This window comes from Methylobacterium ajmalii (assembly GCF_016613415.1).
Lineage (GTDB): Bacteria > Pseudomonadota > Alphaproteobacteria > Rhizobiales > Beijerinckiaceae > Methylobacterium > Methylobacterium ajmalii.
Genome location: NZ_JACWCT010000022.1, coordinates 10717 through 29951 on the forward strand (window position 1 = coordinate 10717; position 19235 = coordinate 29951).

Sequence of the window (19235 nt, forward strand, 5' to 3'; positions counted from 1 at the left end):
AGGGGACACGGCAAGCGCAGGCGCAGCCGGAGCGGGGGTGAGGGGGTCTCGACGCGTGAGGCTCCTCCGGAGACCCCCCCTCACCCCCGCCCTGCGGGCTCGCTGCACCCCCTGAACGGGGGCGCAGCCCTCTCCCCGCCCGCGGGGAGAGGAGAAGACCCGCGCGTTTTCCTGGTCCCGGACAGCCCCGCCGCGAGCGGGGAGGGGCATCCTGCATCATTCCGAACGGATCCATGACGACCTCCGCCGCCATCCTCGCCGCCCTGGCCCCCGCCGCCCTGCGCGGCCGCCTCCTGCCCGACCATCCCCTCGCCGACCTGACCTGGTTCCGGGTCGGAGGGCCGGCCGACGTGCTGTTCACCCCCGCCGACGAGGAGGACCTCGCCGCGGCGCTCGCCGCCCTGCCGGCGGAGGTGCCCGTGACGGTGATCGGGCTCGGCTCGAACCTGATCGTGCGCGACGGCGGGGTGCCGGGCCTCGTCATCCGCCTCGGCGGCAAGGCCTTCGGATCGATTCACGTCGAGGGCGAGACGATCCGGGCCGGCACGGCCGTGCCCGACATGAAGCTCGCCCGCGCGGCGGCGGAGGCCGGGCTCGACGGCCTCGCCTTCTACCGCGGCATCCCGGGCTCGGTCGGGGGCGCGCTCAGGATGAATGCCGGGGCGCATGGCGGCGAGACCACCGACGTGCTGGTCGAGGCCCGCGCCGTCGACCGCAAGGGCGCCCTGCACGTGCTCTCCCACGCCGAGATGGGCTTTGCCTACCGCCACTGCGCGGCGCCGGCCGACCTGATCTTCACCCAGGCGACCTATCGCGGAAAGCCCGGCGACCGGGCCTCGATCGAGGCCGAGATGGACCGGGTCACCGCGGCCCGGGAGGCGGCGCAGCCGATCCGCGAGCGCACCGGCGGCTCGACCTTCAAGAACCCGGACGGGGGCAAGGCCTGGCAGCTCGTCGACGCCGCCGGCTGCCGCGGGCTCACCCGCGGCGGCGCCCAGGTCTCGGAGATGCACTGCAACTTCCTGATCAACCGGGGCGGCGCCACCGCGGCCGACATCGAGGGCCTGGGCGAGGAGGTGCGCACCCGCGTCCGCGAGACCTCCGGGGTCGATCTGCACTGGGAGATCAAGCGCATCGGCGTGCCCGCCCGCTGATTCGCGAATCGGCCCGCGCGTTAACCAAGCCGGCGGGTGCCCGGTGCGCGCGGCCCCGCGACCGGATGACCGGACCCGTTGCGCAAAGGTGACGCTCGCCGGTGCCGGCATCGGCCCCGCCGGGGCGACGAGCGGAATGGCCGGCACCTCCCCGGTGCTTCCTCCACCCCTCGCCAAGCAGTTGAAACAACAACGGGATCGAGAGGCGAACGCGGCCTCGCCACGGCCGGCCCGATGCTCCCGCGGCGGCCGGATCCCGGCCCTTCGAAGGCGCGCTCGGGACCGCCGCATCCGGGGCGGCGGTGCGTGCGATCGGCGTGCCGGCGGCGGAAATTTTACCGGATATTTACCAGCGAGTTCGAGAGTTGGCGTTAACGGCGCATCAAGCACTTGGACGCCGGGACGCCAGCCGAGCCGACCCTCCGCCACGACGACCACCGGGTTCTCCGCCCCGGTGAGCCCGTGATCCGCGAGGGCCGCCGACGGGCCCCGGACGACTCCAGGCCGCTTCCTTCGCGCCGGAGATCGCAGCCCGTGCCGGGTCCAGTTTCGGTGAACTCGTCCAATGGATGGTGGAGGACGCTTCCCTGAGCCGCCGATCGCCGCCGGTTACGCCGGCGGAGATGCCGGCACGCCCGCTCCCCATCCGGGGACGGCGCCGGCCTGGGGCGGCCCTGCGCGCGAATCGCGCCTGGCCCGCTACCTGCCGCGGTTCCTGCGCCCGCGCCGCTCGTCGGTGGCGGTGCCGATCGAGCGGCGGATGCCGCGCCATCTCGGGATGGGCCTGGCCTTCGGGTTCTTCGGCCTCGTCGCGGGGGCCGGCTTCGTGTCCGGCGGCGGCTACGCCGAGATGGCGGCGCGCTCCGGCACGCCCCTCGACATGGCGGCCCGGGCGCTCGGCTTCGGCCTCGACAAGGTGACGATCTCGGGCCTGGTGCAGCTGCGCTCGGCCGAGATCCTGCAGGCCGCCGGCATCGACCAGCGCAACTCGCTGCCCTTCCTCAGCGTGGTCGACGTGCGCGACCGCCTGTCCACCGTGCCGCTGATCGGCGCGGTCTCGGTGCGCAAGATCTACCCGCGCGAGCTCCTGATCACGCTCACCGAGCGCGAGCCGAGCGCCCTGTGGCAGCGCAACGGCGAGATCGCCGTGATCGCCGCCGACGGCACGGTGATCGACCAGATGCGCGACGGCCGCTTCTCCGACCTGCCCCTGGTGGTGGGCGACGAGGCCAACCTGCGCACCAAGGAATACCTCGCGCTCCTCGAGGCCGCGGGCCCGCTCAAGGACCGGATCCGCGCCGGCACCCTGGTCTCGGGCCGCCGCTGGACCCTCAAGCTCGACGGCATCGACGTGCGCCTGCCCGAGACCGGTGCCCGCGAGGCGGTGGCCCGCCTCGTCAAGCTCGAGGCCGAGTCGAGCCTGCTCGAGAAGGACATCATCGCGGTCGACCTGCGGCTGCCCGACCGGGTGGTGGTGCGGCTGACCGAGGAGGGCGCGGCGGCGCGCCTGGAGGCCCAGAAGAAGCAGCAGAAGAAGCCCAAGGGGACCGAGACATGACCCGCGCGCGAGACGTGACGCCCGCCGGTCTCCCCGGTTTCCGCAGCCCCCAGATCCCCCTTTCATCCCCGGTGAGCGTCGCGTCATGAGTCTCCTCCAGCACGGTCTCACGCCGCGCTTAAAGCCGCTCTCGGCGCGCCGGAGCGCGACCCTGTCGGTGCTCGACATCGGCACCAGCAAGATCGTCTGCCTCGTCGCCGAGCTGCAGCCGGTCGAGACGCTGGCGACCCTGCGCGGCCGCACCCACCTCGCCCGGATCATCGGCATCGGCCACCAGCGCTCGCTCGGCCTCAAGGGCGGCGCCGTGGTCGACCTCGAGGCGGCCGAGACCTCGATCCGCCAGGCGGTCCACGCCGCCGAGCGCATGGCCCGGGTCGAGGTCCAGTCGGTCATCGTCAGCCTGTCGGGCGGCCGGCTCGGCTCGCAGCACTTCGACGCCAAGGTCCCGGTGCGCACCGGCGCCGTCACCGGCTCGGACGTGCAGCGGGTGCTGGAGGCGGCGAGCACCCACAGCATCAGCCCGGGCCGCGCCGTGCTGCACGCCCTGCCGACCGGCTACTCCCTCGACCAGCAGAGCGCGGTGGTCGATCCGTCCGGCATGCTCGGCGAGCGGCTCGGCGTCGACCTCCACGTCGTCACCGCGGAGATCGCGGCGGCCCGCAACCTGATGCTGGCGGTGGAAAATACCCACCTGCGCGTCGAGGCGGTGATCGCGACGCCCTACGCCTCGGGCCTCTCGGCGCTGGTCGACGACGAGGCCGAGATGGGCGTCGCCGTCGTCGACATGGGCGGCGGCACCACCAGCGTCGGCGTGTTCTCGGGCGGCCACCTCGTCCATTGCGACGCGCTGGCGGTCGGCGGCCACCACGTCACCATGGACATCGCCCGCGGCCTCTCGACCCGGGTGGCGGCGGCCGAGCGGCTCAAGACCCTGTACGGCGCCGCGATGGCGACGGCGTCGGACGAGCGCGACATGATCGCGGTCCACGGCGTCGACGAGGACGAGCGCGACCTGCCCCACCACATTCCGAAGTCGCACCTCGTGCGGATCATCCGCCCGCGGGTCGAGGAGGTGCTGGAGCTGGTGCGCGACCGCCTGCGCAACGCGGGCTTCGCCGCCCAGGCCGGGCGCCGGGTGGTGCTGACGGGCGGCGCCAGCCAGCTCGTCGGCCTGCCGGAGGTCGCCCGCCGGATCCTGCAGGGCCAGGTCCGGATCGGCCGGCCGCTCGGCATCAAGGGATTGCCCGAGGCCGCCAAGGGCCCGGCCTTCTCGGCCGCCGTCGGGCTCCTGGTCTACCCCCAGGTCTCGCACGTCGAGCATTTCGAGCCGCGCGGCCAGACCGGCCATGCGGGCCTCGGTTCGGACACGTACCTCTCCAAGGTCGGACGCTGGATCCGGGAGAGCTTCTAACGAGATCGCCTCCCGGCGCGGGCCCCGGAAACGGGCCGCGCCGGAGAGGCGGGACGGCAAACGGCGCCGCTACCGCGCCACCAGAAACGAAACGATCACCAGAGGCTCGCGCATCATGGCCATCTCCCTGCAAGCTCCGGACATCCGCGAACTGAAGCCCCGCATCACCGTGTTCGGCGTCGGCGGCGCCGGCGGCAACGCCGTCAACAACATGATCGAGTCGGGCCTGCTCGGCTGCGAGTTCGTGGTCGCCAACACCGACGCCCAGGCGCTGACCTCCTCGAAGGCCGAGCGCGTGATCCAGATGGGCATCGGGGTGACGCAAGGGCTCGGCGCCGGCTCGCAGCCCGAGGTCGGCCGCGCCGCCGCCGAGGAGGTGATCGACGAGATCCGCGACCAGCTCTCGGGCGCCCACATGTGCTTCATCACCGCCGGCATGGGCGGCGGCACCGGCACCGGCGCGGCCCCGGTCATCGCCCGCACCGCCCGCGACATGGGCATCCTGACGGTCGGCGTGGTGACCAAGCCGTTCCAGTTCGAGGGCGTGCGCCGGATGCGCACCGCCGAGTCGGGCATCAACGAGCTGCAGCAGGCCGTCGACACCCTGATCGTGATCCCGAACCAGAACCTGTTCCGGGTCGCCAACGAGAAGACCACCTTCGCGGACGCCTTCGCGATGGCCGACCAGGTGCTCTACTCGGGCGTCGCCTGCATCACCGACCTGATGGTGAAGGAGGGTCTCATCAACCTCGACTTCGCCGACGTGCGGGCGATCATGCGCGGCATGGGCAAGGCGATGATGGGCACCGGCGAGGCGTCCGGCGAGAAGCGCGCCAACCGCGCCGCGGAAGCCGCGATCGCCAACCCGCTCCTCGACGACGTCTCGATGAAGGGCGCCCGCGGCCTGCTGATCTCGATCACCGGCGGCAACGACCTCACCCTCTACGAGCTCGACGAGGCCGCCACCCGCATCCGCGAGGAGGTCGATTCCGACGCCAACATCATCCTGGGCGCCACCTTCGACGAGAGCCTCGACGGCATCATCCGGGTCTCGGTCGTCGCCACCGGCATCGAGCCGGCGCTGATCAACGCCAACGCCATCGGCTCGCCGGAGATCGCCCAGACCGAGCAGCGCATCGCCGAGGTCGCCGAGCGCCTGCGGGCCGAGGCGCGGGCCCGGGCCGCCGCCCCGGCGGCGCCCGCCCCCTCCTTTCGTCCCGCCGAGGCCCCGGTAGCGCGGGCCCCGGTGGCGGAGCCGGTGGCGCACGCCCCCATGCACGCCCCGATCTCCGCCCCCGAGGCCCTGCGCATGGAGATGCCGACGGCCCACCAGGCCGCCAGCCTGATGCGCGACGAGGTGCAGATCACCCCGGCCCAGCCGCGCACCCCGGTCTACGAGCCGGCCCCGGCCCCGGTCTCGGCGCCCGAGCCGCAGATGCCGATGGCCTCCGGCCCGTTCATCCCGCCGTCCCCGGCGGTGGTGCGCGCGCCGCGCATGCCGCGGGTCCAGGACCTGCCGATGCCGGCCCAGAACCAGATCCGCGCCAGCCGTGGCGAGGAGCCGGTCCAGCAGGTGACGCCGGATGCCAAGCGCACCTCGCTGCTGCGCCGCCTCGCCACCGTCGGCTTCGGCGGCCGGCGCGAGGACGAGGCCGGCCAGCCGGTCCAGGCTCCGGCGGCCCCGATGGCGCATGCCGCGCCGCAGCCGGCGCCCCGGCCGATGCCGCAGGCTCCGGTCCACCAGGCGCCGGTCCAGCACGCCCCGGCCGCCCCGCGCCAGCCCGCGCCGCAATACGCCCCGCAGGCCGGCTACCCGGCCCAGCCCCAGGGCTACCGCCCGGCGCAGGGCAACCTCGACGCGCAGGGCCGCGCGGTGCCGGCCGGCACCCGCATGATGGACGACGACCAGCTCGAGATCCCGGCCTTCCTGCGCCGCCAAGCGAACTGATTGCGGCGAACTGATCGCCGCGATCGGGTCGCGGGGCACCCGCCCCGGGGGGCGTCGCCGGCAGGCGGTGCCCCCGCGGGGTCCGGACACCGCCTCGACCGGGCCGCGCGAGCCCCGCAGTGCCGCCCAAATGACACACCCCGAGGCCCCCCGGCCTCGGGGTCGTCGTGTTTTATAAACTATTGAAGGGTAAGGGCTTTTCGAGTCCGGTGCCGGTCCCCGGAGTTGTTACAGAGCGTAAGAATCCGTGATTTGGCCGTGCTTCCGAGCGCGACTATAGGTGATCTACGCACAAGGGCGAAGGCCGAGCGACTGCCGGCACTGACACCCACAGGGGCTTCAAGCAACGGACGGATCGCCTCGAAACGTGGCCTGGACAACGGGACATGATGGTGAGTCGCGGCCGAGGGCTGAGGTAATGAAAACAAGTCAACAGACGACCCTACGCTCCGCCGCGAGCCTCTCCGGCATCGGCGTCCACTCCGGTAACCCCGTCTCGATCACGCTCCATCCCGCGGAGGCGCATCATGGCATCGCCTTCCTGCGCACCGGCCTTGCCGACGACCGCGACCGCCTGATCCAGGCCCACCACGCCCAGGTCAGCGCCACCGAGCTCTGCACCGTCATCGGCAGCCGCGAGACCGGCGCCGTCGCCACCATCGAGCACCTGATGTCCGCCCTCTACGGGCTCGGCATCGACAACTGCCTCGTCGAGATCGACGGCCCCGAGATGCCGATCCTCGACGGCAGCGCCGCCCCCTTCGTGGCGGCGATCGAGGCGGTCGGCACCGCCTCCTGCGGCACGCCCCGCCGCTTCATCAAGGTGCTCAAGACCGTCCGCACCGAGAAGGGCCGCGCCTATTCCGAGCTGCGCCCGTTCGAGCGCGGCTTCCACCTCGACGTCGAGATCGACTTCGAGAGCCCGGTGATCGGCCGCAGCCGCAAGGCGCTGACCCTCACCCCCGCCGCCTACCGCCGCGAGATCGCCCGCGCCCGCACCTTCGGGATGATGCGCGACGTCGAGCGCTACTGGAAGGCCGGCTTCGCGCTCGGCGCCTCGCTGGAGAACACCGTCGCGGTCGGCGACGGCGGCGTGGTGAACCCCGAGGGCCTGCGCTATCCGGACGAGTTCGTCCGCCACAAGATCCTCGATGCCGTCGGCGACCTGGCGCTGGCCGGCCTGCCGATCCTCGGCGCCTACCAGTCCTTCTGCGGCGGCCACGGCCTCAACGTCGCGGTCCTGACCGCCCTCTTCGCCGATCGCTCGAACTACGCCATCGTCGAGGGCGCCGCCGCCCGCCGCGAGCCGGCCTTCGCCGAGTTCGGCGTCGGCCTGGGCGCCGCGGTCTACGCGCCGGAGCTCTGAGCCCGGACCGTTGCGGCCGGGCCACAGCCGGCGGGTTTCGGCGCCGGATGCGGACTTGATCCAGGTTTCGCGCCTCTCCGCGCCGTCTTGGCGCCCTATTCGCCCCACAGGGTTAAGGAAGTCCCCGATCAACGGCCGCTTGCTCCCGCGCTGTGGCCGTCACGGGCTTGGCGCGCCGCGCCGGCCTGGGCTAAGGGGCTCGTGGATCAGCGGCACGACAGGCCGCCTGCTTGGGGAAGAACCCGAATGCCGTTCGCCCACCCGCTTCGCGCCGCGAAGGTGACCGTCCTGCGGACCGCGCTGCTCGCGGCATGCGGCCTGGGACTGGCCGGCTGCGACGCGATCGATTCCATCAATCCGTTCGCCAACGAGAAGTACAAGACCGAGATCGTCCCCGACGTTCCGGCCGACAAGCTCTACAGCCAGGGTCTCGGCAAGCTCGAGGATCGCGACTACGAGGGCGCGACGAAGCGGTTCGAGGACCTCGACAAGCAGTACGCTTATTCCGACTGGTCGCGGAAGGCGGTGCTGATGACCGCTTACTCGAACTACGAGGGCGGCCGCTACGAGGACGCGATCACCGCCTCGAAGCGCTACCTGCAGCGCCATCCCGGCTCGAAGGACGCGGCCTACGCCCAGTACCTGCTGGCGATGTCGCACTACAAGCAGATCCCGGACGTGACCCGCGACCAGGACCGCTCCGAGAAGGCCCTCGTGGCGCTCACCGAGCTGGTGCAGAAGTACCCGACCTCGGAATACGCCGCCGACGCCAAGGCCAAGATCCAGATCACCCGCGACCAGCTCGCCGGCAAGGAGATGGAGATCGGGCGCTACTACCTCGAGCGGCGCAACTTCCCGGCGGCGATCAACCGCTTCCGCGACGTGGTGAGCAAGTATCAGACGACCCGCCACGTCGAGGAGGCGCTGGAGCGCCTGGCCGAGGCCTACATGGCACTCGGCATCACCGGCGAGGCCCAGACCGCCGCCGCCGTGCTCGGCCACAACTTCCCCGATTCGCCCTGGTACAAGGACGCGTTCAACCTGCTCCAGAGCGGCGGCCTGCAGCCGCGCGAGGAGAAGGCGTCCTGGATCAGCAAGGCGTTCCGCGGCGTGATCGGGATGGACACCCGCACCGCCGAGGCGCAGTAAGGCCCTCGCGGCGTCCCACCGGACATGCGGCCGTGGCGCGCACTCGCGCCGCGGCCCGTTCGGCTGTAGATACCCGCCCGTTCCTCCTCGTCCCGTCCTCCTCCTCGTCCCGGCAAGGGTGGCATGCTGGTTCAGCTCGCGATCCGCGACATCGTCCTGATCGATAAGCTCGAGCTGAACTTTCGCGAAGGCCTGAGCGTCCTGACCGGGGAGACCGGCGCCGGCAAGTCGATCCTCCTCGATGCCTTCACGCTGGCGCTCGGCGGCCGCGGCGACGGGCGCCTGGTGCGCCAGGGCGAGGCGCAGGGGCAGGTCACGGCGGTGTTCGACGTCGCCCCCGACCATCCGGCCCGGACCATCGCGGCCGCCTCCGACATCGACACCGAGGGCGACCTGATCCTGCGCCGCATCCAGGTCGCGGACGGGCGCACCCGCGCCTTCGTCAACGACCAGCCGGTCGGCGTGCAGGTGCTCCGCGCCATCGGGGCGGCGCTCGTCGAGATCCACGGACAGCACGACGACCGGGCCCTGTCGGATTCCACCACCCACCGGGCGATTCTCGACGCCTTCGGGGGCCTCGGTACCCGGCAGACCGCGGTGGCGGACGCCGCGCGCCGGGTGCGCCAGGCCCGTACCGCCCTGTCCGAGCACCGCGCCCGGGTCGAGGCCGCCCGCAAGGAGGTCGACTTCCTGCGCCACGCCGTCGAGGAGCTCGCCGCCCTCGACCCGAAGCCCGGCGAGGAGACCGAGCTCGCCGAGCGCCGCACCCTGATGCAGCAGGGCGAGAAGGTCGCCCGCGAGCTCAACGAGGCCCTCGATGCCGTCGGCGGCCAGGGCTCGCCCACCGCCCACCTCTCAGCAGCGCTGCGCAAGCTCGAGCGCCGCGCCGCGCAGGCGCCGGCCCTGGTCGAGCCGAGCATCAACGCCCTCGACAACGCCCTCGTCGCCCTCGACGAGGCCCGGACCTGCCTGGAGGACGCGCTCCAGGCGGCGGAGTTCGACCCGCGCGAACTGGAGCGGGTCGAGGAGCGGCTGTTCGGCCTGCGCGCCGCCGCCCGCAAGTACAACGTCGCCGTCGACGACCTCGCGGCCCTGCGCGGGCGCTACGAGGGCGACGTCGCGGTGATCGATGCCGGCGAGGAGGCCCTCGGCCGGCTCGAGGCGACGCTCGCCGCCGCGGACGCGGCCTATCTCGAGAAGGCCGAGGCGCTGAGCAAGGGCCGGCGCAAGGCGGCCTCCGCCCTCGACAAGGCGGTGCAGGCCGAGTTGCCGCCCCTGAAGCTGGAGCGCGCCCGCTTCATCACCGAGATCGCCACCGACCCGGAAGCCCGCGATCCCGCCGGCCTCGACCGGGTCGAGTTCTGGGCCCAGACCAATCCGGGCACCCGCCCCGGCCCGATGATGAAGGTGGCGTCGGGCGGCGAGCTGTCGCGGTTCATGCTCGCCCTCAAGGTGGTGCTGGCCGACAAGGGCTCGGCCCCGACCCTGATCTTCGACGAGATCGACACCGGCGTCGGCGGCGCAGTCGCGGACGCGATCGGTGCCCGCCTCGCCCGGCTCTCGGCCCGGGTCCAGACCGTGGCGGTCACCCATGCGCCGCAGGTCGCCGCCCGCGCCTCGACGCATTTCCTGATCGCCAAGGAGGCGGTGAAGGGCTCGGACCGGGTCGCCACCCGGGTAAAGCCGCTCGCCGCGATGCCGCGACAGGAAGAGATCGCCCGGATGCTCGCCGGCGCGACGGTGACCGAGGAGGCGCGAGCCGCCGCCGCCCGCCTGCTGCAGGCCGCCGAGGCTTGACCGCACACGAGCGTGGCCGGCCAGCACATCCTGCTGTATGGTCAAGCTCGCGGCGCGATTCGCCCCGGCAGCGCTGCTGTCGCCGACATGGTGAACGAAAGAAAAATTTTAACGAAATCTTTACCATGTCGACCGAGAGTGCTTCGTCTCGGCGCGGATCAGCCTTCCCTCGGATCCGCGCAACCGGCACGGGGCCTGTGGTCCGATGAAACAGGAAGTGAGTGCGTCCCGGGATCGCGTCGAGGAGACGGGCCTGCCTGCGCTCGGCGCGGAGGCGCAACGGCGTCTCGGACGGACGCTGCGGTCGCTCTACGAGCGCACGGTGGACCGGCAGCCGATCCCTCTCGACCAGGTCGACCTGCTGCTGCGGTTGCGCCATCGCGAGCGCGAGTTGCTGCGCCACCGCTGAGCGGTCCGGTCGAGGAGGGGCGCCAGATAAATGGGCGCTCCGCCGGGTGGCGGAGCGACGGCGATGCAGATGCTCGCCGTCATCGAGATCCCCTCGACGAGGAGGGGACGATCACCCGATGGAGAGGGGAGGGCGCCTCAGCGGCGCCGACGATCGCGCACCCGTACCGGGACGAGAGCCGGGGCCTGGGCCCGGGCACCGGCTACCGCGAGGGCACCGGCGAGGCCGAGAGCCGTGAGGATGCCGGTGATCACCATCGGCGAGGCCGTCAGAAGACCCGCCAGCAGGGCGAGCAGCACGAGGCCGGCACGCAGGGCATTGGAACGGATCATCATCAAGCCTCCATCCAGACGCCGGTGAGAACGTGTGGCGCGAAACCCGAGTTCCGCGCTGGCCTCGCCGGCCGTGCCATCCGAATGTGGGGTGTCCGAGGCGATCGCGCTACCTGCGACACGTTGGAACCTACGGTCAGGCTTGCCGTTATCTTGCCATGATCGGCCGCGGGCCGAGAGATCTGACAAGAGGGGTTACGCCATGCTGGGTTGGGCTGTCACTTTCCTCGTCGTGGCGCTGGTCGCCGCGCTGTTCGGCTTCGGCGGCATCGCCGGGACGGCCGTCGAGGCCGCCAAGCTCATCTTCTTCGTTGCCGTGGTGCTGTTCGCCATCTCGGCCGTGGTCGGCCTGATGCGGGGCCGTTCGCCGACGCTGTGACGGCCAGGCCCTGAACACGCCGTAAGCCTTTAGCCAACGCCGAGGCCGAGCGCCGTCCCTCCCCGCGAGGGGCGGCGTTTCACTGTCGGGCATGCCGGCCGAAGACCACGGGTCGCTTCGGAGGGGCGCTTCGGAGCGGGGCGCCGATTCGCGGATCACTCCTCGATCGGCGATCCGTCCGGTGCCTTAGCGTCGCTGCGTTCGAGGCTGGCGAGGAGATCGAGGAACCGGTCGGGGATCGGTTGCTGCATCATCTCGTCGTACATGGCGCGCAGGTGCGACCCGATGCGTCCCTGAACGCCGCGGTCGAGCGTGGGCTCGCCGGACCCGGCGGCGGGGCCGTCCCCGTCCTCCGGGGACTGATGGGACGACTGCGGACCGGGCGCGCCCGGGTCCTGCATCCCCTTGCCATCGTTCATACCATTCCCCTTCGCCCGTCCTGGACATGCGGACAGGGCGATGCCATGGCGCCCGGTATGCCGGGTCGCGCGCTTGCGGCGACAACGCGGGTCGGGGGAATCAGTTCCGCGCCGGTTCGGAACGAATGCGGCGACGCGGCGTTGAAGGCACGAGGTCCGACGAGCGAAACGATAAGACCCGAGCGGAACGATAAGACCAAGGGGATCTGAATGTCGACAGCACAACTCGTGGTGCAGCACCTGCCTTACCTGCGTCGCTACGCGCGCGCCCTCACGGGCAGCCAGGTGGCCGGCGATGCCTACGTGGCGGCGACGCTCGAGACGCTCGTGAACGAGCCCGAGACCCTCGGGCGCAGCACCAACGTCAAGGCCGACCTGTTCCGCGTCTTCACCCGGATCTGGAACTCGCTTTCGGTCAACGGCCAGACCGACCAGACGCAGCACGACCTCCCGGCCGAGGTGCGGCTGGGCCAGATCACCCCGCTGCCGCGCCAGGCCTTCCTGCTCTCCTGCCTCGAAGGCTTCTCCGAGGAGGATGCCGCGACCATCCTGGGCGTCGACGTGTCGGAGGTCCGCGACCTCGTGGACGAGGCCGGCCGCGAGCTCGCCGCCGACATGGCGACCGAGATCCTCATCATCGAGGACGAGCCGCTGATCGCCATGGACCTCGAGGCCCTGGTGGAGGGTCTCGGCCACAACGTCACCGGCGTCGCCCGCACCCGCACCGAGGCGGTCAAGCTCGCCTCGACCAAGCGCCCCGGCCTGATCCTCGCCGACATCCAGCTCGCCGACGGCTCCTCGGGCCTCGACGCGGTGAACGACCTCCTGAAGTCGTTCGAGGTGCCGGTGATCTTCATCACCGCGTATCCCGAGCGCTTCCTCACCGGCGAGCGGCCGGAGCCGGCCTTCCTCATCGCCAAGCCGTTCCAGCCCGCGAACGTCTCGGCGGTGATCAGCCAGGCGCTGTTCTTCCAGCAGAGTGCCCGCCGCCGCGAGGCCCGCGCGAGCGCATGATGCCATAGCGCCGCCCCCGGGCGGCGCGGCCTTCCGAGTTGCAGTCCCGGGCCCGCCGCGAGGCGGGTGCCGGGACTTCGTCGTTCTTGGGGGCTCGGGCAAGGATTGCTCGTGCGGGCGACGGAACGATCGGGGCGATCGCCAACGGCATCGCCTCCCAGCCGCTCCGATTTGCCCGCTTCGGCTTCCCTCGCTTCCAGGCTGATTCTCGCGCATTTCGCCCGCGTCGACACTGCCCGCAAGGCCGAGAGAAGTCTGCTGGTAGCGGAAGGTCGGCGATCCTGGCCGGGACCCGGCCGTCGGCGGTCGCCCCATGCCACGTAACGGCCAGCTAACGCCTGCGCGGGCGCGCGGACACGGCGCCGGGCCGAGCCCTCATCACGATGTCGCGTTTCGGCTAGACTTGAGGGTGTCCGATGAGGCCGTCCCAATACAAAAGAACGGGCCGGATCAGGATCCGGCCCGTTGGAAGAGTTTCCGGCCAATGCACAAGGGGAATGCGGGGAGGACCAGGTGGCCGGGTTGCCATATCAACGGGAATCCCACCGGAAAGGTTCCGGCGCGATGGAAGATCGTTCGTTTGTCGTTGCATGTGGCGAAAATGACGCGACTTGGAGCGGGCGGCAGCCGCCATCGGCCGGTTAACGAGAGGTTGCCGCGCTCCATCGCCTTGTCGGCATGAACTGTCCCGGACAGGCACGTCGGCGGGAACTACTGGCGCCGGGCGCGCGTTAAGAAAGCATTATCAAGCTTCGCCGCGAGGGCCACGCGTATGCTCCGCCCCCACTTCTTCTTCGGAATTACGGTTCCCGCCGCGTTCGTCGCGCTGGTCGGTCAGCCGCTGGTCCAGCACTCCGTCGAGGCCTTCGCCCGCCCGGCCGTCGAGCAGGCGGCGATCAAGGGCGACCGCCTCGGGCCGGTCCGCCCGGCCGCGAAGGTGCAGGTGCCGGTGGCGGTCGAGATCACCGGGCTCGGCGCCGCCAAGGTCACCCTGCGCAACGAGGCGGGCGACGTGGTCTACCAGGCCGACGCGCATCGCAACACGACGCTGGTCGCCCGCGACACCAGCATCCCGCAGGTCACCGTGCGCGAACGCGCCGGCGCCTCGGTGGCGCAGCGCGACGTCGGCCAGGCCGGCCAGGCCGGCCAGGCGGTGCGCCGGATGCCGGAGGGCTGCGAGGGGGCGATCAGCGGCCTGGCCGGCCACGAGGCCCGTCGCCTGCTGCCGAGCCGCTGCCTCGCCGATGCCGGCGACGCGCTGCCCTTCCGCGTCGCGGCCCTCTGACGCCATCCCTCGACAACGGGGCCGTTCACCATGACCGATCCGCGCGAATACGAGCACCCTTCGCCCGAGCCGCTGCCCCTGGAGCGCGTCCATCGCGACGGGCAGGTCGAGCCGGACATCGACCGACTCGCCAGCCTGCTGGCCGGCCTTACGGCAGTCCGGCCCGTCGACGACGTGATCTGCGCCGCCCTGGCAAGACGCAACCTCGTGGTCACGGCTCGGCCCCTCGCCGCCTGAGCCAGGTTCCCGATCATCGCACAACGACGGACCCCGGGGCGCACGCCCCGGGGTCCGTCGTTGTGCGTACAGATGTCGAAAGCGGCCCACACTGATGCGCCGGAGAGGGGAAATCTCTCTCCGGCGCATGAGGATGGGTCTCGAACCGTCAATCGTGCCGATAGGGCCCTGTCCAGATGAAGGCGGCCGCGGACGCCCGGATCGGACCGGCGCCTCACTCGTCGGTGGCGCGCCCGCTGCCCGAGGCCTGCCCGCCCTTGCGGCCGGCCGACGAGGCCAGTTCGCGGTCCTGCGAGAAGGAGCGCTTCTCCGCCGGCACGCTGCGACCGCCCTTGCTGGCAATCTCGCGCTGCCGCTCCAGATCCATGGATGCGAAGCCGCGCTTCGAAGTCGAATTTCCGGTAGCCATGAGTGCCTCCTTGGCCGGTGTTCTCAGACCGAACAACCTTCAGCGGAAATGATGGTTCCTGCCACGCATGCGAGGCAAGCCGTCGTGATGGTCCCGAAACGGGCCAGTACAGGCATCGCCACGAGAGGCCGGCGTCCTCCGGCCACTTGAGTCAACGCGCCGCAGCTGCGTGGAAAGCTTGGCCGTAGCGACGGCCCGGGCCGGGAACCCGTCCGGCGGGCCGGCGTTCGCCCGGGACCCCGCGGCAGGCGGCTCCACCGCCGCCCTTCGCCGTCGAAGGCCCGTCCAGTCCGGAGATCCCGATGACCAACAGGACCATGGTGACCCGAGAGGCCGCCGCGCACCCCGAGACCGCCCCGGCCCCCAATCGGGACGCCGCACCGGCGATGCCGGCCGAGGAGGGCAGCCCGCACCCGACCACGACCGAGGAGCCGGGCGACTCGCCCCAGCCCAACCGCCAGTTCGGCGACGAGCCGGTCGGCGGCCTGACCACGCGAAAAGAGCGGCCGCGCAAGGATTAGAGCGTGATCCGGCCGGTGGGGCCGGCACGGCAGCGGTTCCCAGCCCCGCTCCGTCCCTCTACACAGGCAGGCGGGATGGGGCGGCGGACGATGAGCGGCGGGGCGCGAGCAGCGGAGGGCACGGCCGACGGGATGGCCCGGGATACGGACGACCGCCCGGCCGGCGGCCGGGACGGGGATCGGGCGGCGCGCCGCGAGGCGATCCCCGCCAGGGCCGGGAACGACCCGGAGGCGGGCGACGCCTCCGGCGGCCTCGACCGCAGCCTATTCCGCTACATCTGGCGGCACTCGAAGCGCGACCAGATCCTGATCTGCGCCGTCGTGCTCGCCTCGCTGCCGCTCTACTTCGCCTCCCTCGACCTGCCGCGCCGCATCGTCAACGAGGCGATCCAGGGCCACGCCTTCGAGAAGGGCAACGAGACCGCCAAGTTCCTGGTGCTGCGCCTGCAGATGCCGGACTGGTTCGGCCACGATCTCTCGCTGTTCGACGGCTTCGACGTCGATCGGTTCGAGCTCCTGTTCGGCCTCTCGTCGATGTTCCTGCTGCTGGTGCTGATCAACGGCGCCTTCAAGTACTGGATCAACGTGGCCAAGGGGGCGCTCGGCGAGCGCATGCTGCGGCGCCTGCGCTTCCAGCTGTTCTCGCTGATCATGCGCTTCTCGCCGGACGCGCTGCGCCACACCAAGGCCTCCGAGGTCGCCACCATCATCCGCGACGAGGTCGAGCCGATCGGCGGCTTCATCGGCGACGCCTACATCCTGCCGGCCTTCCTCGGCACCCAGGCCGCCACCGCGATGACGTTCATCCTGCTCCAGAACGTCTGGCTCGGGCTGCTCGCCGCCGGGGTGGTGGGGGTGCAGTTCGTGGTCATCCCGCGCCTGCGGCGCGAGCTGCTGCGCCTCGGACGCCAGCGTCAGCTCGCCTCGCGCCGCCTCGCCGGCCGGGTCGGCGAGGTGGTGGACGGCATCGCGGCGGTGCATTCCAACGGGGCCGAGGCCTGGGAGCGGGCCGAGATCGGCCACCGCCTCGGCGGGCTGTTCGACCTGCGCCTGCGCATCTACCGGCGCAAGTTCATGGTCAAGTTCCTGAACAACCTGCTCGCGCAGATGACGCCGTTCCTGTTCTACTGCATCGGCGGCTACTTCGCCCTGAAGGGCCAGCTCAGCATCGGCCAGCTCGTCGCGGTGATCGCGGCCTATCGCGACCTGCCGCCGCCCCTCAAGGAGCTGATCGACTGGGACCAGCAGCGCCTCGACGTGCAGGTGAAGTACGAGCAGGTGCTGCAGCAATTCCTGCCCGAGCGCCTGCTCGGGCTCGATGCGCCGGGCCGCGACGAGTCCCTGTGCGGGCGGCTGGCCGCCGAGGGCGTCGGCGTGCAGGAACCGCACGGGCCGGTGCTCGCCAACGTCTCCCTCGCCCTGCCGCTGCCGGCGATCGTCGGCATCGTCAGCGACGGTGGTCCCGCCGCCTCGACCTTCGCGCGGGTGCTGGCGCGCCGGACGGTGCCGACCTCCGGCCGGGTCACCCTCGAGGGCCACGACCTTTCCGAATGGGCGGGCGCCGCGCTCACCCGGCGCATCGCCTTCGCGGGCGTCGACCCGATCCTGTTCCCGGGGTCCTTGCGCGAGAACATCGTGTACGGCCTCAACCGCCGCCCGCCGGATTCCGCCGTGACCGACGCCAAGGCGCTCGCCGAGGCGCACCGCACCGGAAACCCGGTCGCACCGTTCCCGGCCGACTGGATCGACTACGCCCAGGCCGGCGTCGCCGATGCGGGCGAGCTCGACGCCCTGATCCTCGACTGGCTTACCCGCATCGGCATGGGCGAGGAGGTTTATCGCTTCGGCCTCCTCGGCCAGGTCGATCCCGAGCGCCATCCCGACCTCGCCGCCCGGCTGATCGAGGCGCGGATCGCCTTCCGCGAGCGCCTGGCGGCGGAGGGGCACGCCCACCTCGTCGAGCCGTTCGATCCCGCCCGCTACAACCGGCAGGCGACGGTGGCGGAGAACCTGCTGTTCGGTGTCCCCACCACCACGGCGCTCACCGGCCGGGCGCTGGCCGAGCACCCGGTGGTCCGCCTCGTCCTCGACCGGACCGGGCTCGCCGACGACCTCGTCACCATGGGCGAGCGGATCGCCGCCACCATGCTGGAGATCTTCCGCGGCCTGCCGAGCGGGCATCCGCTGTTCGAGCAGTTCTCGTTCCTCTCCGCCGACGAGCTGCCGGAATACGAGGCGATCCTCGCCCGCCGCACCGCCACCGAGGCGTCGGCCGAGCGCCACGGCACCTCGGCCTTCGAGCGGCTCCGTCGGCGCTGGATCGGGCTGGGCCGCTACGGCTCGGCCGACGCGACCCGGCTCATCGCCCTGCCGCTCGCCTATATCGAGCCGCGCCACCGCCTCGGCCTCATCGACGACGCGTTCCGCGAGCGGCTGGTCGAGGCGCGGGGGGAGCTGCGCATCACCCTCGACGAGGCCGGCCTCGGCGGCGTCGACTTCTACGACCCCGACCGGGTCTGCGCGGCGGCCCCCTTGCGCGACAACCTGCTGTTCGGGCGCATCAACCAGTCGGTCGCCGACGCGGTCGAGACCGTGACGGCGACCGGTACCGCCCTCGTCCAGGAGATGCGGCTCGCTCCCGACATCACCCGGGTCGGCCTCGACCATCAGGTCGGTCCCGAGGGGCGCTTCCTGTCGGGCAGCCAGCGCGCGGTGGTGAGCCTGGTCCGTGCCCTCGTGCGCCGGCCCGACCTCCTCGTCCTCGACGGCGCCCTCTCGCCGATGGGCGAGAACCGGGCCCGCACGGTCCTCGAGCTCCTGCTGGAACGGTTCGGCCGCGAGAACAGCCTCGTGGCGGTGCTCCCCAACGACCGGGTGGCCGACCGCTTCGCCCTGGTGCTGCGGGCCGTCGGCACGCAGATCCACGGGCCGGAGGCGCCGCCGGCGCGGCAGGACGACGTGCCGCGGCAAGACGCGGCGGCGCGGCAAGACGCTGCGGCGGGGCAAGACGCGGCGGTGCGGGAAGAGGCGCCCGCCGCCGGTGGAGCCCTGGCGGACGGCCCGGAGCCCGGCACCGATCCCGACCCGGAGGAGGCGCGCCGGGCCGAACGGGACGCCTTCGCCGCGGCCGATGCGCCCGGCGCGGGAAGCAGCGCTTCCGGCGGAGTGGTGCCGGCGGGGGCTGGCGTTGCAGCGCCGGCTGCGGCAGTCTCCCGGCGCGCCGACAACGAGACGGGGCCGGAACCGGCGCGCGTCGAGCAGGATGTGAAGGCATGACGCTTGAGACCGAGGTGCAGTCGCTGCGCCAAGTGCCGATGTTCCGCGAGGTGGACCCGGCCCGCCTGAAGCTCCTCGCCTTCACCAGCGAGCGGGTGCATTTCGCCGACGGCCAGCGTTTCTTCGACCGGGGCGACGCGGCGGACGCGGCCTACCTGATCCTGGAGGGCGAGGCGGCCGTCACCCTGGACGGGCCCCAGGGTCCGATCCGCCTGGCGCTGCTCGGCGCCAATGCCCTCGTCGGCGAGATGGGCATCCTGGCCGACCAGCCGCGCTCCGCCACCGTGACCGCGGTGGTGGCGACGACGGCGCTTCGCATCGACCGCCGGGTCTTCCTCGAGCTCCTGAGCCAGTTCCCGCAGATCGCCATCGCGGTGATGCGCGAGCTCGCCCATCGCCTCGAGATGACCAACCAGCAGCTCGCTCAGACGCGGACCGGCTGACGCGCCTTCCGGAAAGCGTATCACCAGCCCGCGCGGGTGGAGCCGCAAGGTCCACGCGCTCGAGCGAAGCCGGTTTCCGCGTCGCGAAGCGATTGCGCCGCAATCGCCGAGCGATCAGTGGGGAGCCG

General features: G+C 71.9%; 18 protein-coding genes and 1 pseudogene. 16 read left to right on the plus strand and 3 right to left on the minus strand.

Annotated features, from left to right (window positions below; all coding sequences use genetic code 11):
- The first annotated feature begins 233 nt into the window (after positions 1 to 233).
- The 9 genes and pseudogenes from murB to HPY23_RS03695 all read left to right on the plus strand — a co-directional run bounded on the left by murB (position 234) and on the right by HPY23_RS03695 (position 10792).
- Positions 234 to 1154 (plus strand): UDP-N-acetylmuramate dehydrogenase, encoded by a 921-nt coding sequence (gene murB / locus HPY23_RS03660; RefSeq protein ID WP_091881686.1) that lies wholly within the window; start codon positions 234 to 236, stop codon positions 1152 to 1154.
- Positions 1155 to 1462: 308 nt separating this feature from the next.
- Positions 1463 to 1750 (plus strand): annotated as a pseudogene (locus HPY23_RS33985) (D-alanine--D-alanine ligase); the annotation flags it as partial.
- Entirely contained in the window at positions 1720 to 2712 is a 993-nt protein-coding gene (locus HPY23_RS03665; protein ID WP_060847008.1) for a cell division protein FtsQ/DivIB, read from the plus strand. The pseudogene HPY23_RS33985 and the gene HPY23_RS03665, both read left to right, overlap by 31 nt.
- 85 nt (positions 2713 to 2797) lie before the next feature.
- Positions 2798 to 4123 carry a cell division protein FtsA gene (gene ftsA, locus HPY23_RS03670; RefSeq protein WP_060847009.1) on the plus strand — a complete coding sequence of 442 codons (1326 nt, stop codon included), beginning with the start codon at positions 2798 to 2800 and terminating at the stop codon, positions 4121 to 4123.
- Positions 4124 to 4238: 115 nt separating this feature from the next.
- Complete coding sequence (gene ftsZ / locus HPY23_RS03675; protein ID WP_060847010.1) at positions 4239 to 6071, plus strand: cell division protein FtsZ; 1833 nt, start codon at positions 4239 to 4241, stop codon at positions 6069 to 6071.
- Positions 6072 to 6489: 418 nt separating this feature from the next.
- The gene (gene lpxC, locus HPY23_RS03680) at positions 6490 to 7437 is read left to right on the plus strand and encodes a UDP-3-O-acyl-N-acetylglucosamine deacetylase (RefSeq protein WP_060847011.1); all 948 of its coding nucleotides are present in this window, start codon (positions 6490 to 6492) and stop codon (positions 7435 to 7437) included.
- A 246-nt stretch (positions 7438 to 7683) separates the two neighbouring features.
- A complete protein-coding gene (locus tag HPY23_RS03685) occupies positions 7684 to 8586 on the plus strand; it encodes an outer membrane protein assembly factor BamD (RefSeq protein WP_060847012.1) in 903 nt (300 codons plus the stop codon).
- Between the two features lie 123 nt (positions 8587 to 8709).
- A complete protein-coding gene (gene recN / locus HPY23_RS03690; RefSeq protein WP_060847013.1) occupies positions 8710 to 10383 on the plus strand; it encodes a DNA repair protein RecN in 1674 nt (557 codons plus the stop codon).
- Between the two features lie 205 nt (positions 10384 to 10588).
- Positions 10589 to 10792 carry a hypothetical protein gene (locus HPY23_RS03695; protein WP_060847014.1) on the plus strand — a complete coding sequence of 68 codons (204 nt, stop codon included), beginning with the start codon at positions 10589 to 10591 and terminating at the stop codon, positions 10790 to 10792.
- A 137-nt stretch (positions 10793 to 10929) separates the two neighbouring features.
- Here HPY23_RS03695 and HPY23_RS03700 read toward each other — a convergent pair whose 3' ends face one another.
- Entirely contained in the window at positions 10930 to 11127 is a 198-nt protein-coding gene (locus tag HPY23_RS03700) for a hypothetical protein (RefSeq protein ID WP_060847015.1), read from the minus strand.
- Positions 11128 to 11326: 199 nt separating this feature from the next.
- Between HPY23_RS03700 and HPY23_RS03705 the strand changes: the two genes are divergently transcribed.
- Entirely contained in the window at positions 11327 to 11503 is a 177-nt protein-coding gene (locus tag HPY23_RS03705; protein ID WP_048429091.1) for a DUF1328 domain-containing protein, read from the plus strand.
- 155 nt (positions 11504 to 11658) lie between these two features.
- On the opposite strand, the gene HPY23_RS03710 is transcribed toward HPY23_RS03705, so the two are convergent.
- On the minus strand, positions 11659 to 11904 hold the full coding sequence (locus HPY23_RS03710) for a NepR family anti-sigma factor (protein WP_091881689.1): 246 nt from the start codon (positions 11902 to 11904) through the stop codon (positions 11659 to 11661).
- Positions 11905 to 12132: 228 nt separating this feature from the next.
- Here HPY23_RS03710 and HPY23_RS03715 point away from each other — a divergent pair, with 228 nt between their 5' ends.
- The 3 genes from HPY23_RS03715 to HPY23_RS03725 all read left to right on the plus strand — a co-directional run bounded on the left by HPY23_RS03715 (position 12133) and on the right by HPY23_RS03725 (position 14458).
- A complete protein-coding gene (locus HPY23_RS03715; RefSeq protein ID WP_060847017.1) occupies positions 12133 to 12936 on the plus strand; it encodes a response regulator in 804 nt (267 codons plus the stop codon).
- A gap of 772 nt (positions 12937 to 13708) precedes the next feature.
- Positions 13709 to 14221, plus strand: coding sequence for a hypothetical protein (locus HPY23_RS03720; RefSeq protein ID WP_091881692.1), 513 nt, complete (start codon positions 13709 to 13711; stop codon positions 14219 to 14221).
- Between the two features lie 30 nt (positions 14222 to 14251).
- Positions 14252 to 14458 (plus strand): hypothetical protein, encoded by a 207-nt coding sequence (locus tag HPY23_RS03725; RefSeq protein WP_091881696.1) that lies wholly within the window; start codon positions 14252 to 14254, stop codon positions 14456 to 14458.
- Between the two features lie 214 nt (positions 14459 to 14672).
- Here the strand turns inward: HPY23_RS03725 and HPY23_RS03730 are convergent, their stop codons facing one another.
- Positions 14673 to 14867: a con-10 family general stress protein gene (locus HPY23_RS03730; protein ID WP_048429096.1), complete on the minus strand. Its 195-nt coding sequence runs from the start codon at positions 14865 to 14867 to the stop codon at positions 14673 to 14675.
- A 302-nt stretch (positions 14868 to 15169) separates the two neighbouring features.
- Between HPY23_RS03730 and HPY23_RS03735 the strand changes: the two genes are divergently transcribed.
- The 3 genes from HPY23_RS03735 (at position 15170) to HPY23_RS03745 (ending at position 19107) form a co-directional block, all read left to right on the plus strand.
- Positions 15170 to 15388 (plus strand): hypothetical protein, encoded by a 219-nt coding sequence (locus HPY23_RS03735; protein ID WP_060847020.1) that lies wholly within the window; start codon positions 15170 to 15172, stop codon positions 15386 to 15388.
- A 132-nt stretch (positions 15389 to 15520) separates the two neighbouring features.
- Positions 15521 to 18664, plus strand: coding sequence for an ABC transporter transmembrane domain-containing protein (locus tag HPY23_RS33515; protein WP_200601620.1), 3144 nt, complete (start codon positions 15521 to 15523; stop codon positions 18662 to 18664).
- Positions 18661 to 19107 carry a Crp/Fnr family transcriptional regulator gene (locus tag HPY23_RS03745; RefSeq protein ID WP_091746525.1) on the plus strand — a complete coding sequence of 149 codons (447 nt, stop codon included), beginning with the start codon at positions 18661 to 18663 and terminating at the stop codon, positions 19105 to 19107. The genes HPY23_RS33515 and HPY23_RS03745 overlap by 4 nt, the downstream gene beginning before the upstream one ends.
- Positions 19108 to 19235 lie beyond the last annotated feature (128 nt).

Bases quoted from the DNA above. Each gene is read 5' to 3' on its own strand.
- murB (WP_091881686.1), top strand. From the start codon at position 234: ATGACGACCTCCGCCGCCATCCTCGCCGCCCTGGCCCCCGCCGCCCTG.
- HPY23_RS03665 (WP_060847008.1), top strand. From the start codon at position 1,720: ATGGATGGTGGAGGACGCTTCCCTGAGCCGCCGATCGCCGCCGGTTAC.
- ftsA (WP_060847009.1), top strand. From the start codon at position 2,798: ATGAGTCTCCTCCAGCACGGTCTCACGCCGCGCTTAAAGCCGCTCTCG.
- ftsZ (WP_060847010.1), top strand. From the start codon at position 4,239: ATGGCCATCTCCCTGCAAGCTCCGGACATCCGCGAACTGAAGCCCCGC.
- lpxC (WP_060847011.1), top strand. From the start codon at position 6,490: ATGAAAACAAGTCAACAGACGACCCTACGCTCCGCCGCGAGCCTCTCC.
- HPY23_RS03685 (WP_060847012.1), top strand. From the start codon at position 7,684: ATGCCGTTCGCCCACCCGCTTCGCGCCGCGAAGGTGACCGTCCTGCGG.
- recN (WP_060847013.1), top strand. From the start codon at position 8,710: ATGCTGGTTCAGCTCGCGATCCGCGACATCGTCCTGATCGATAAGCTC.
- HPY23_RS03695 (WP_060847014.1), top strand. From the start codon at position 10,589: ATGAAACAGGAAGTGAGTGCGTCCCGGGATCGCGTCGAGGAGACGGGC.
- HPY23_RS03700 (WP_060847015.1), bottom strand. From the start codon at position 11,127: ATGATGATCCGTTCCAATGCCCTGCGTGCCGGCCTCGTGCTGCTCGCC.
- HPY23_RS03705 (WP_048429091.1), top strand. From the start codon at position 11,327: ATGCTGGGTTGGGCTGTCACTTTCCTCGTCGTGGCGCTGGTCGCCGCG.
- HPY23_RS03710 (WP_091881689.1), bottom strand. From the start codon at position 11,904: ATGCAGGACCCGGGCGCGCCCGGTCCGCAGTCGTCCCATCAGTCCCCG.
- HPY23_RS03715 (WP_060847017.1), top strand. From the start codon at position 12,133: ATGTCGACAGCACAACTCGTGGTGCAGCACCTGCCTTACCTGCGTCGC.
- HPY23_RS03720 (WP_091881692.1), top strand. From the start codon at position 13,709: ATGCTCCGCCCCCACTTCTTCTTCGGAATTACGGTTCCCGCCGCGTTC.
- HPY23_RS03725 (WP_091881696.1), top strand. From the start codon at position 14,252: ATGACCGATCCGCGCGAATACGAGCACCCTTCGCCCGAGCCGCTGCCC.
- HPY23_RS03730 (WP_048429096.1), bottom strand. From the start codon at position 14,867: ATGGCTACCGGAAATTCGACTTCGAAGCGCGGCTTCGCATCCATGGAT.
- HPY23_RS03735 (WP_060847020.1), top strand. From the start codon at position 15,170: ATGACCAACAGGACCATGGTGACCCGAGAGGCCGCCGCGCACCCCGAG.
- HPY23_RS33515 (WP_200601620.1), top strand. From the start codon at position 15,521: ATGGCCCGGGATACGGACGACCGCCCGGCCGGCGGCCGGGACGGGGAT.
- HPY23_RS03745 (WP_091746525.1), top strand. From the start codon at position 18,661: ATGACGCTTGAGACCGAGGTGCAGTCGCTGCGCCAAGTGCCGATGTTC.